Raw genomic sequence first — 12,511 nt, forward strand, 5'->3', positions numbered from 1 at the left:
CTCCGGCGGGGATATTTTTAAGAAGATGAAGGGGCGGTTGTCATGAGGATCACCTGTCCGCTGTGCGGCGCGCGCGATCATCGCGAGTTCACCTATAAGGGCGCGGCCCTGCCTGTGCCTGCTTTGGAGGCTGGGACGGTGGCATGGGACACGCATGTGCATCTGCGTGAAAACCCCGCTGGCCCGCATGAGGAGCTTTGGCAGCACTCGATGGGCTGCGGGGCGTGGTTGAAGGTCCGCCGCAACACCGTGTCTCATGAGATTTTGGCTGTTGAGCTTGCGCAGGACGCGGGCCTTGCGATCATGGAGGAGAGGTCATGAGGATCGCGGGCAAGGGGCTGGTCTCACACAATCGGACCGTCAATTTTTCGTTTAATGGCAAGGATTACATGGGGCTGGAAGGCGATACGCTGGCCTCGGCCCTGTTGGCCAATGATGTGCATCTGGTGGGGCGGTCGTTTAAATATCACCGTCCGCGTGGCATCCTGACCGCAGGGTCTGAGGAGCCCAACGCGCTGGTCAGCACCGGCAAAGGGGCGGCGCGAGATCCCAATATCCGCGCCACCCAGCAGGAGCTGTTTGAGGGGCTGGCAGCGCAGAGCCAGAACTGCTGGCCCTCGGTCGAGCGCGATGTGATGGCGGTGAACGATCTGGCCGCGCCCTTTTTGGGGGCCGGGTTTTATTACAAGACCTTCATGTGGCCCGCGCCGCTGTGGGAGAAGCTTTATGAGCCGATCATCCGGCGCGCGGCGGGGCTTGGGGCCTTGTCCGGGGCGGCCAACAAGGACCCTTACGAGAAGGCCTTCGCCTTTTGTGACCTGCTGGTGATCGGGTCTGGCCCGGCCGGGCTGATGGCGGCACTGACGGCGGGGCGTGCGGGGGCGGATGTGATCCTCGCCGAGGATGACAGCCGCATGGGCGGGCGTCTTCTGGCAGAGGTTGAGGAGATCGATGGCAAGCCTGCGCATGTCTGGGTGGCAGAGGTGCTGGCGGAGCTGGAGTCCATGGACAACGTCCGCCTGATGCCCCGCACCGCGGTCACCGGCGTCTATGACCAGGGCACCTATTCGGCGCTGGAGCGCGTCTCGCACCACCTGCCGCCGAGCCAGTCCCTGAAGACCGCGCATCGCCCGCGCGAGTGTTTCTGGCGCATCGCCGCCAAAGCCTCGGTGCTGGCGGCGGGGGCCATTGAGCGTCCCATCGCCTTTCGCAACAACGACCGCCCCGGCATCATGATGGCGGGGGCGGTGCGGGCCTACCTCAATCGCTGGGGGGTGGCCCCCGGCGCGCGGATCACCGTCTTTGCCAACAACGATGACGCCCACCGCACCGCGCGGGATCTGGTGGCGGAGGGCGTGCATGTCACCGCCGTGATCGACAGCCGCCATGACGCGCCCGACAGTGGCGAATTCCCCGTCATCAAGGGCGCGATGATTTGCGACAGCGCCGGGCGGCAGCGGCTGGAGAGCGTCACCATCCGCAGCGTCAATGGCGAGGAAAAGCTGCAAACCGATTGTCTGGCCGTATCTGGCGGCTGGAACCCCTCGGTGCATCTGACCTGCCACATGGGCGCGCGGCCGGAGTGGAATCGGGAGCTGGCGGCCTTCCTGCCAAAACCGGATGCGGTGCCGGGCATGGTGGTCGCAGGGGCCGCCAATGGGGTGTTTTCCACCCATGGTGCCTTGCAGGACGGCGCGCAGGCGGCGATCACCGCACTGGCCAGCATTGGCACATCGGTTGACGCTCTGCCATTGCCAGAGGCCAGCGATGCGCCCTACCGGATCAGCCCCTTGTGGGCGGTGCCGGGCAAGGGGCGGGCGTGGCTGGATTTCCAGAACGACGTCACCGTCAAGGATGTGGCGCAGGCGGCGCGGGAGAACTTCCGCTCGGTCGAGCATATGAAGCGCTACACCACCCAAGGCATGGCCACCGATCAGGGCAAGAACTCCAACGTGGCTGCATTGGCGGTGCTGGCCGATGCCACCGGGCGCAGTATTGCGGAAACCGGTGTTACGACCTTCCGCCCGCCCTTCGTGCCCACGTCCATCGCCGCGATGGGGGCAGGGGCCGAGGATCAGGGGTTTATGCCGCAGCGCTATCTGACCTCGCATAAGGCATCGCTGGCACGCGGAGCGGCCAATATCGAGGTTGGCCTGTGGTATCGCGCCAGCTATTTTGCCAAGGACGGAGAGAGCACCTGGCGGCAATCCTGCGATCGCGAGGTCACCATGGTGCGCAATGCGGTGGGTGTCTGCGATGTCTCGACGCTGGGCAAGATCGACATTCAGGGACCGGACGCGGCACAGCTGCTGGATCTGGTCTATACCAATCTGTTCTCCACCCTGAAGGTAGGGCGCGTGCGCTATGGTCTGATGCTGCGCGAGGACGGCTTTGTCATGGACGATGGCACCACCGCGCGGCTGGGAGAAAACCACTATGTGATGACCACCACCACCGCGGCGGCGGGGCAGGTGATGGCGCATCTGGAATACCTCACGCAGGTGGTGCGCCCGGATCTTGATGTGCGGTTCACATCTGTCACCGATCAATGGGCGCAGTTCTCGGTGGCCGGTCCCAAGGCGCGCGATCTGATCGACGCGCTGGTGGATGAGGACGTCAACGGTGAGACCTTCCCCTTCATGGCCTGCGGGGCAATCACTGTGCAGGGCGTGGCTGGGCGGCTGTTCCGGATCTCGTTTTCCGGCGAGCACGCCTATGAGATCGCGGTGCCCGCGCGCTATGGCGAGGCACTTTATCGCCTGCTGCTGGAGCGGGCGGACCCCTTAGGCGGTGGTCCTTACGGGATGGAGGCGCTGAATGTGCTTCGGATTGAGAAGGGCTTTATCACCCATTCTGAGATCAACGGCACCGTCACCGCCTTTGACCTTGGCATGCAGGGGCTGGTCTCGAAAAAGAAATCCTGCTGGGGCAAGGCTTTGTCGGAGCGGGACGGGCTGATGGATGACGACCGGATGCGGCTTGTGGGCCTCAAACCCGTGGGCGCGATGCAGGCGCTCAGCGCCGGGGCGCATCTGTTTGACCCGGACGCCACGGTGGAGCGGGTCAATGACCTTGGCTATGTGACCTCGGTGGGGTTCTCGCCGACGCTGGGGCATATGATCGGGCTGGCGATGCTGTCGGGCGGGCCGGGCCGGATGGGCGATACCATCCGGCTGGTGGATCACACGCGGGGCATCGACACCCTGTGCGAAGTGGTGAACCCTGTGTTCTTTGACCCTGAGGGAGGGCGCGTTCGTGGCTGAAACTGAGATGCAACTTGCCGCAAAATCCCCCTGCGCGGGGCTGTTGCCGCTGACCATTGGTGATGTGACCCTCACAGAGGACACACCCGCCGCCATGACCCTGATCGCGCCCTACAAGGGGCAGGAAAAACCGCTGAGCGATGCGTTGAACGCCGCGCACGGCATGGGGTTTCCCGCGCCCAACCGCGCCACCGGCAAGGCGGAGGCCCGCGCGATCTGGTTTGGCCGGGCGCAGGCGCTGCTGGTCGGCCCCGTGGCCGATCCCAAACTGGCGGCGCATGCAGCGCTCACCGACCTCAGCGATGGCTGGGCGGTGGTGCGGCTGGAGGGCGCGCAGGCCGAAGAGGTGATGGCCCGTCTGGTGCCCATTGATCTGCGGCCACAGGTGTTCAAACGCGGCCACACCGCACGCACGGAGCTGAAACACATGATGGCGTCGATCACACGGATCGGGCCAAAATCCTTGCAAATCATGGTGTTCCGCTCATTTGCAGACACGCTTGTTCACGATCTGAAAAGAGCCATGGAAGCCGTGGCGGCACGGGGCTAGATTAACGGGGATCACGAAACTGATTCCGGAGCTGATCCATGATCCGCAACATCTTCGCAGCCGCACTTGTGGCCGCGCCCCTCTTCGCCACCCCCGCAGTCGCTGCTGCAGACCTCGGCAAGGAGGAAAGCTGCAAATATCAGGGGCAGGTGATGGCCGCCGTGCAAGCTGCACGTCTGGACCGGGTGCCCGAGGGCAAGGTCGAAGAGACCATCCGCGCCAGCAACCCTGAGTGGCCGGAGAATTTCTCCAACGCGATCCCGCAGCTCACCCAGCATGTCTATCAGATGAAGCGCCGCGATCTGAAAAACGTCGACCTTGGCGATGTGTTCGAGACCCAATGCGTGCAAAACTGGGACCAGATCCAGGAAATGAAGAAAAACCTCTCTGGAAACTGATCTGAACCTGCGTTTGAGCGGCCCCCTGTGCGGGCCGCTCCCTTGCACACAACTGGACCCTTTGTGAATGTCGCTGCCGCCCGGATTCCTTGATGAATTGCGCACCCGTGTGAGCCTGTCCGACGTGGTCGGGCGTAAGGTCATGTGGGATCAGCGCAAAAGCCAGCCGGGCAAGGGTGACATGTGGTCTCCGTGCCCCTTTCACCATGAAAAAACCGCGTCTTTTCATGTGGATGACCGCAAGGGATTTTATTACTGCTTTGGCTGCCACGCCAAGGGCGATGCGCTGAAATTCGTGCAGGAGACGGAGAATGTCTCCTTCATGGAGGCGGTGGAAATCCTTGCGGGCGAGGCGGGCCTTGAGATGCCCAAGCGCGACCCCAAGGCGGCCGAGAAACAGGACCGCCGCACGCAGCTGGCTGAGGTGATGGAACAGGCGGTGCACTACTTCCGCCTGCAACTCAAAACCCAAGCCGCGAGTGAGGCGCGCGCCTATCTGGCGCGTCGTGGGCTCGATCCGGCGGCGCTGGATCGCTGGGAGATCGGCTTTGCTCCCGATGGCTGGCAGAACCTCTGGGACGCGCTCAAGGGTAAGGATGTCGCGGATGATCTGATCCTCGGTGCAGGGCTGGCCAAGCCCTCGAACAAGGGCGGCAAACCCTATGATGTGTTTCGAAACCGGATCATGTTCCCGATCCGCGATGCACGGGGCCGCGCCATTGCATTCGGGGGCCGCGCCATGGACCCCAATGATAACGCCAAATACCTGAATTCGCCGGAAACCGAGCTGTTTGACAAGGGGCGCAACCTTTACAACCACGGGCCCGCGCGGGCGGCCTCGGGGCGGGGCAGCACGCTGATCGTGGCCGAAGGCTACATGGATGTGATCGCGCTGTCTGAGGCCGGGTTTGCCTCTGCCGTGGCGCCTCTGGGCACGGCGGTGACGGATAATCAGCTGCATTTGCTGTGGCGGATGTCGGACGAGCCGGTGATTGCGCTGGATGGGGACACCGCCGGTCTGCGCGCGGCGATGCGGTTGATCGACATGGCACTGCCCTTGCTGGAGGCTGGCAAAAGCTTGCGGTTTGCCATCATGCCCGAGGGCAAGGACCCGGATGACCTGATCCGCGCTGAGGGGCCAGAGGCGGTGCAGACGGTGCTGGATCAGGCGATCCCGATGGTGCAGCTGCTGTGGCGTCGCGAGACCGAAGGCCGCGTCTTTGACAGCCCCGAACGCAAGGCGGCATTGGACAAATCCCTGCGCGAAAAGATCAAACTGATCCGCGATCCCTCCATCAGGCTGCACTACGCCGAAGACATCAAGGAGCTGCGCTTTCAGCTCTTTCGCGGTCAGCGTGGCGGTGGCGGGCAGGGGGGCACCGGCTATGGCCAGCGGTATGGCGGTTACAAATCGGGCTCCCGCGTTCAGGGCGGATTTCGCGATGGCAGCCGTATGCCATGGGGCGCACCACCGCCCCCGCGCAGCACCACACGAGCGTCGATGGTGGCCTCCTCTGAAGAACAGGATTTTGCCCGTGTGCGCGAGGCGGTGATCCTCGCCACCGCAATCACCACGCCAACGGTGATCCCGGAGTTTGAGATCAATCTGGAGCGCATGCAGTGTCAGGACATGGATCACGCCCACCTGCGCGATCTGGTTTTGCGCTATGGAATCGATGCACCAGAGCGACTGCGCGATGAAATTGCCTATGCTCTTGGGCCGGATGCCCTTGAAAACCTCCTGTCGCTGCGCCATGTGGCTATTAGCCCCTGCGTGCGAAAACCCGGCGACCTAGACATGGCCAGCCTGACTCTGGCCGAGGAATTCGCAAAACTCGAGAGCATCGCGGGGCTCAATGCCGAACTGGCGGAAGCCGAGGAGGATCTGGACGGTCTGGCGGACGAGGCCCTGACCTGGCGTTTGCGTCAGGCGGCAGAGGCCCGCAACCGGGCTGTGCGCAGTGAAAATGAGGATAAGGCAACTTATGATGTGGGTGAAAACGGGGCGCGGCTCAATCGGGATGAGCGCGATGCCTTCGGGGACCTGCTCAAGCGAATCGGTTTCAACAGCAAGTGACGAATCAGCCGCGAATCGCACCGCCAACTGTGGCCGCGACGCCGCGATGTGACGTTTTGCTAAAGAAGCCTACAGAAAAATTGGGTAAACGGGGTGACGAATCACGAGAGCGCTCTAAAGATTCGCTCCACCCGAATCGCCCGCAGCCCCTTAGAGGAGCATTGAATGGCCGCCAAAGATACTGACGACCGCAAGCCTGACGATCAGGACGCCGAAATCTCGCTCGACATGAGCCAGGCGCAAGTCAAGAAGATGATCGCCGAAGCCCGTGAGAAGGGCTACATTACCTACGATCAGCTCAATCAGGTTTTGCCGCCGGATCAGGTCTCCTCCGAACAGATCGAGGACGTCATGTCCATGCTGTCGGAAATGGGCATCAACATCATTGAAGATGAAGACGCCGAGGAAGAAGAGAACAAAGGCACCACGGAACTGGTGACGACGGAATCCAACCGCGAGGTTGCCGTCGCCGGAACCGGGACCGAGAAGCTGGATCGCACGGACGATCCGGTGCGCATGTACCTGCGCGAGATGGGGAGCGTGGAGCTTCTGTCGCGCGAGGGCGAGATTGCCATCGCCAAGCGCATCGAGGCCGGTCGCAACACCATGATCCTTGGGCTCTGCGAAAGCCCGCTGACCTTCCAGGCGATTACCATCTGGCACGACGAACTCCTCTCCGAGGACATTCTGCTGCGCGACGTCATTGATCTGGAGGCCACCTTTGGCAACCAGATGGATGAAGAGGGCGATGTGGCAGAGCCGGTGGTGGACCCTTCGGCGGTGTCCGGTGCGGCCAAGCCTGAAAAGGACTCCGGCCCGGAGCTCGACGCCGACGGCAACCCGATCCTCAACAACGACGACGATGACGACGACGACGATGATCAGGCCAACATGTCCCTTGCGGCCATGGAAGCGGCGCTGAAGGATCGTGTGCTGGAGACGCTGGAGCGCATCTCCAACGACTTTGTGACGCTGTCGGAAATGCAGGATCTGCGGATCTCCGCGACCCTTAACGAGGACGGCTCCTTTTCCAAGGACGATGAGGCCAGATACCAGCAGCTGCGGTCTGAGATCGTGGAACTGGTGAACGGTCTGCATCTGCACAACAACCGCATCGAGGCGCTGATCGACCAGCTCTATGGCATCAACCGCCGCGTCATGCAGATCGACAGTGCCATGGTGAAGCTGGCGGATCAGGCCCGCATCAACCGCAAGGAATTTGTCGAAGCCTACCGTGGTCGTGAACTCGATCCGAACTGGCTGGCGGAAATGGGCGAAAAGCCCGGTCGCGGCTGGCAGATGTTCATCGAACGCTCCACCGACAAGGTTGAAGAACTGCGCGCGGATATGGCGCAGGTCGGTCAGTACGTCGGTCTGGACATCTCGGAATTCCGCCGCATCGTGCAGCAGGTGCAAAAAGGTGAAAAAGAGGCCCGTCAGGCCAAGAAGGAAATGGTCGAGGCCAACTTGCGCCTCGTGATCTCCATCGCCAAGAAGTACACCAACCGCGGCCTGCAGTTCCTCGACCTCATTCAGGAAGGCAACATCGGCCTGATGAAGGCGGTGGACAAGTTCGAATACCGTCGCGGCTACAAGTTCTCGACCTATGCGACGTGGTGGATTCGTCAGGCGATCACCCGCTCGATCGCCGATCAGGCGCGCACCATCCGTATTCCGGTGCATATGATCGAGACCATCAACAAGCTGGTCCGCACCGGCCGTCAGATGCTGCATGAAATCGGCCGCGAGCCGACGCCGGAAGAACTGGCCGAAAAGCTGCAAATGCCGCTCGAGAAGGTCCGCAAGGTGATGAAAATCGCCAAGGAGCCGATCTCTCTTGAGACCCCCATCGGCGACGAGGAAGACAGCCAGCTGGGCGATTTCATCGAGGACAAGAATGCCGTGCTGCCCTTGGACAGCGCCATTCAGGAAAACCTCAAGGAAACCACCACACGGGTTCTGGCGTCCCTGACGCCGCGCGAGGAACGGGTTCTGCGGATGCGTTTTGGCATCGGCATGAACACCGACCACACGCTCGAAGAGGTTGGCCAGCAGTTCAGCGTGACCCGCGAACGGATTCGTCAGATCGAGGCCAAGGCGCTCAGGAAGCTGAAGCACCCAAGCCGCAGCCGCAAACTGCGCAGCTTCCTCGATCAGTAAGACCCATGATGATAAAAGCGCCCCCGCAAGGGGGCGTTTTTTATAGGGCTACCTATAGTTGCAATGCATATTATATGCGTCGTGTGGGTGTTCATTCATCGCGGCGTAATGCCGGACTTATATAGGCGGGCTGGTTTGAGCTGGGCCATCTGCTTTGTCCCTTTTGCACAGTTGAAATGATCTCGGCCCTGTTGTTTCATCTCTGTGCAATTTAGATGCGCGCGTGGATGTGCTGCGTGTGATTTAATATAAGACGTCTCAACACAGGTATTTAAGACCATGAAACCCGTGACCAAATGCGCCGCGATCCTTGCGACCCTCTTTGCAACCCCGGCGCTGTCCTGCCCTGATGGGTCTATCACGCTGGTGTCCTGTACGCTCAAGGAGGGTACGAAATACCTTGAGACCTGTTTGATGGGCGATCACGCGACCTATGCCTTTGGCACTGCAGAGCGACGCCCGGATCTGGCGCTTGCGCGCCATGTGGATGAGGTGGAGATGACCCCATGGCCCGGTGTCGGGCGCGAAATCTGGGAGGATTTCACCTTTCATAATGGCGAGACCTCTTACCGCGTCCACTACAGTATCGACCGCTTCTCCGAACAGGGGGATGGGCTCAGCGGGGGTGTTACGGTTCTAAAAGGGCAGGAGCCTCTGGCGCAGCTTGAGTGTGATGCGGGCAGCGTCGATGCAGGCTATCCGTTGCCATTGTGGGATGCCAAAGAGGCCGATCGTTAAGCCGGTAACGCATGTTGGTCTGAGAGACGCGGTTGAACTGCATCCCAGCCGGGGTAGCCCAATTGGGCCGTGGCCGGTGTTGGGTATACATATTATTAACCAATTTCGGCAAATTCGTTAACCATTACCACTGTCAGAATATTGATTAAAGAAATCGATAATTTATTTCTACCCCGTGCGCTTGTGATACATTCAAGCCATACACCGGGGGGTGAACATGAGTGGAAACAACGAAATGCAAAGCGCATTGGGTGCGCTTGACGAAAAGCTCGATGCTTTGGATACGATGACAGAGGTTAATTCCTTTCTGGTGTCGGCCCTGCGCGAGCACGAACAGGAGCTCATTCGCATGAGCCCGCAAGAGACCCGCGAAATGCTGCGCCAAAAAGCGCGCGCCTATTATCGCGTGGATGGCGGCGAGCGGCCCAATCCAAAGGCGCTGGATCTTCTGGAAAAAACACTGGGCAACGGCCACACGGCGGAAATCATCCAGTTTCCCACGCGTCGCTAAACCCATTCCAGCCGGAGAGTGTGCAAGGGCGGCCATAAGGTCGGGTGTGCGGGCGGGCATGGCTTGTCCCCGGCACGGGGCTACACTACATTCTGGGCAACCCTCCAGAAGGATGCCTTCAATGCCCACACGCTCTCGCTCTGCCACACGTGCCCTGACGCTCTCAACGCTTGCGGCGACAGCTGCTCTGGCAGGCTGTGTCGATCTGCAAAGCACTGGACCACAAGCGGATTATTTCTCGTCCCGCGCGCTTGCCCGCATTTACGCGCTCGACGACGGAAGCTTCGAGGTGGTGCCGGAAATCGGTGCGCAAGGGGCGGCCTATTGGTGCGCGGCCTCTGAATACGCCCGTCGCCGCCTTGGCGCGGACTGGTCGCAGGACATCTATGTCGCCAAAGGGCGCGCGCCCAGCACCGTGAGCGGGCGCATCGACAGCGTCACCTTTACCCTGTCACACGTGCCCAGTGCCGAAGGAAAGCGTCCGTTTATCAACACCTTTGGCTTTAAGCCCGGCGATAATTTCAGCGTCTCCAGCGGCGATAGTTTCTGCCGCGATCTCGAACCGCTGTTCTTCTTCTGACCCGTTGCCCGCCGTGCAGCAGCGCGAATTCATCCAGCCGACACGCGGGCAGGGACTCTATGAGATCACCCAAGAGATCCGCGCCTTTGTGGCAGATTGGGCGCACCCGCAGGGGCTGCTGACACTCTTTGTGCGCCACACCTCCTGCTCTTTGCTGATACAAGAGAACGCCGACCCCGATGTGCAAAGCGATCTCAGCGCCTTTTTTGCGCGCCTCGTGCCGCCGACCACGCATCCCGACATGTCCTATCTGCGTCACACCTATGAGGGACCAGATGATATGCCCGCCCATATCAAGGCCGCGATGATGCCGGTGAGCCTGTCGATCCCTGTCTCGGGCAGCGAAATGGTGCTCGGCACCTGGCAGGGGATCTACCTCTTTGAACACCGCGACGCCCCGCATCAGCGCCGTATCTTTGCGCATCTCACCGGATAAGGCGATAAAACAGGCGCGAAACCTACCAAGGTCTTGGGGTTGAATTTCCCCTCTACCCAAATCCTAGCAGCTCCCCTATAGTTGTGGATAAATGCGCGAACCTGCGCACTAGAACGATCTGTCTCGAGGGGAGGAGCCCGAGGATGCGGTGCCCATTTTGCGGAAATGTCGATACGCAAGTTAAGGACTCGCGTCCGGCGGAGGATCACGTCTCGATCCGCCGACGCCGCTTCTGCCCGGCCTGTGGCGGCCGTTTCACCACCTATGAGCGGGTGCAGCTGCGCGACCTCGTGGTGATCAAGACCAACGGCAAACGTGAAGATTTCGACCGCGACAAGCTGGAACGCTCCATTCGCATCTCAATGCAGAAACGCCCGGTCGACCCGGAGCGTATCGATCAGATGATTTCCGGCATCGTGCGCCGACTGGAGAGCATGGGCGAGACGGATATCGCCTCCAAGAAGATCGGCGAAATCGTGATGGAGGCTCTGGCCCGCATCGACACTGTCGCCTATGTTCGCTTTGCAAGCGTCTACAAGAATTTCCAGGCGGCGGATGATTTTGAGGACTTCGTGCACGAGTTGCGCCCCCCGGCGCCGCCCGAGACGTAAATCCCGGCCCTGCTGCCTGCGCATAGCCCGGCGAAAGGTCTGATCCAGTGAGCAAAAGCGACCATCGGTTTATGGGGCTTGCCCTGTCGCTCGGGCGACGGGGGCAGGGGCGCACATGGCCAAACCCGGCTGTGGGCTGCGTCATCGTAAAACAGGGTCGCGTGGTGGGGCGGGGCTGGACCCAGCCCGGTGGCCGCCCGCATGCCGAACCGATCGCGCTGGCGCAGGCCGGTGCAGCCGCCCGCGGGGCCACCGCATATGTGAGCCTTGAACCCTGCTCGCATCACGGCAAGACCCCACCCTGCGCGCAGGCGCTGATTGATGCAGGCATCGCCCGTGTGGTCGCCGCGATTGAGGACAGCGACCCTCGCGTCAGCGGACAAGGCTTTGAAATGCTGCGCGCCGCGGGCATCAAAGTCACCACTGGTATCCGCACCGAGGAAGCAGGCTTTGACCACGAGGGCTTCTTTCTCAGAACCGAACAGGGCCGCCCTTTTGTGACGCTGAAACTCGCCTCCAGTTTTGACGGGCGCATCGCCACCGGATCGGGGCAGAGTCAGTGGATCACCGGCCCCGAGGCCCGCCGCATGGTCCATGCGATGCGCGCGCGCCATGACGCGGTCATGGTCGGCGCAGGCACCGCGCGCGCCGATGATCCCTCGCTCACCGTGCGCGATCTTGGCATTGATCACCAGCCCGCCCGCGTGGTGGTCTCCCGCCATCTTGACCTGCCCTTGATGAGCCAACTGGCCCGCAGCGCCAAGGACATCCCGCTTTATCTATGCCACGGAACGGGTGCCGACACCGAACGCCTGCGCGCATGGGAGGGGCTGGGTGCGCAGCTTCTGCCTTGCAACGCTCTGGGCACCCAGCTTGACCCGCATGACGTGCTGGAACAATTGGGCAGCGCCGGGCTGACACGGGTGTTCTGCGAGGGCGGTGGCGCACTTGCCGCCACCCTTCTCGCGCATGATCTGGTGGATGAACTAATCGGCTTTAGCGCCGGGCTGGCCATCGGGGCCGAAGGTCTGCCGTCCATTGGCGCGCTTGGCATTGGCCACCTCCAAGAGGCCCCACGCTTTGAGCTGATCGAAACTCGCCCCGTCGGCGCCGACATCCTGCACCGCTGGCGCCGCCCCCAAAGTTGAGACCGCACCCCTTTTCATCTTCTTAAAAATATCCCGGAG

Annotated in this window: 12 protein-coding genes; all 12 read left to right on the top strand. The window is 61.6% G+C overall.

All coding sequences use genetic code 11. From position 1 onward, the window contains the following. Nucleotides 1-42 precede the first annotated feature (42 nt). Nucleotides 43-321 (top strand): sarcosine oxidase subunit delta, encoded by a 279-nt coding sequence (locus QNI81_RS03220; protein WP_283967349.1) that lies wholly within the window; start codon nt 43-45, stop codon nt 319-321. Continuing rightward, a complete protein-coding gene (locus tag QNI81_RS03225) occupies nt 318-3,263 on the top strand; it encodes a sarcosine oxidase subunit alpha family protein (protein WP_283967350.1) in 2,946 nt (981 codons plus the stop codon). The genes QNI81_RS03220 and QNI81_RS03225 overlap by 4 nt, the downstream gene beginning before the upstream one ends. A 7-nt stretch (nt 3,264-3,270) precedes the next feature. Continuing rightward, the gene (locus tag QNI81_RS03230; RefSeq protein WP_283967853.1) at nt 3,271-3,813 is read left to right on the top strand and encodes a sarcosine oxidase subunit gamma; all 543 of its coding nucleotides are present in this window, start codon (nt 3,271-3,273) and stop codon (nt 3,811-3,813) included. Nucleotides 3,814-3,851: 38 nt separating this feature from the next. Further along, nucleotides 3,852-4,211: a hypothetical protein gene (locus tag QNI81_RS03235; RefSeq protein WP_005654777.1), complete on the top strand. Its 360-nt coding sequence runs from the start codon at nt 3,852-3,854 to the stop codon at nt 4,209-4,211. Between the two features lie 67 nt (nt 4,212-4,278). Beyond that, complete coding sequence (dnaG, locus tag QNI81_RS03240; protein WP_283967351.1) at nt 4,279-6,288, top strand: DNA primase; 2,010 nt, start codon at nt 4,279-4,281, stop codon at nt 6,286-6,288. Between the two features lie 165 nt (nt 6,289-6,453). Then, nucleotides 6,454-8,448, top strand: coding sequence for an RNA polymerase sigma factor RpoD (gene rpoD, locus QNI81_RS03245; protein WP_110365742.1), 1,995 nt, complete (start codon nt 6,454-6,456; stop codon nt 8,446-8,448). Between the two features lie 279 nt (nt 8,449-8,727). Next, nucleotides 8,728-9,186, top strand: coding sequence for a hypothetical protein (locus QNI81_RS03250; RefSeq protein WP_283967352.1), 459 nt, complete (start codon nt 8,728-8,730; stop codon nt 9,184-9,186). A gap of 217 nt (nt 9,187-9,403) precedes the next feature. After that, nucleotides 9,404-9,697, top strand: a complete 294-nt coding sequence (locus tag QNI81_RS03255) for a hypothetical protein (RefSeq protein ID WP_225264604.1) — start codon at nt 9,404-9,406, stop codon at nt 9,695-9,697. Nucleotides 9,698-9,818: 121 nt separating this feature from the next. After that, the gene (locus tag QNI81_RS03260; RefSeq protein WP_065322791.1) at nt 9,819-10,277 is read left to right on the top strand and encodes a hypothetical protein; all 459 of its coding nucleotides are present in this window, start codon (nt 9,819-9,821) and stop codon (nt 10,275-10,277) included. Nucleotides 10,278-10,281: 4 nt separating this feature from the next. Then, nucleotides 10,282-10,713 (top strand): secondary thiamine-phosphate synthase enzyme YjbQ, encoded by a 432-nt coding sequence (locus QNI81_RS03265; protein WP_283967353.1) that lies wholly within the window; start codon nt 10,282-10,284, stop codon nt 10,711-10,713. Between the two features lie 143 nt (nt 10,714-10,856). Then, on the top strand, nt 10,857-11,324 hold the full coding sequence (gene nrdR / locus QNI81_RS03270) for a transcriptional regulator NrdR (protein ID WP_005627306.1): 468 nt from the start codon (nt 10,857-10,859) through the stop codon (nt 11,322-11,324). A gap of 71 nt (nt 11,325-11,395) precedes the next feature. Beyond that, a complete protein-coding gene (gene ribD, locus QNI81_RS03275; RefSeq protein WP_283967854.1) occupies nt 11,396-12,472 on the top strand; it encodes a bifunctional diaminohydroxyphosphoribosylaminopyrimidine deaminase/5-amino-6-(5-phosphoribosylamino)uracil reductase RibD in 1,077 nt (358 codons plus the stop codon). The last annotated feature ends 39 nt before the right edge of the window (nt 12,473-12,511 follow it).

Source organism: Tritonibacter sp. AK171 (assembly GCF_030127025.1).
Lineage (GTDB): Bacteria > Pseudomonadota > Alphaproteobacteria > Rhodobacterales > Rhodobacteraceae > Epibacterium > Epibacterium mobile.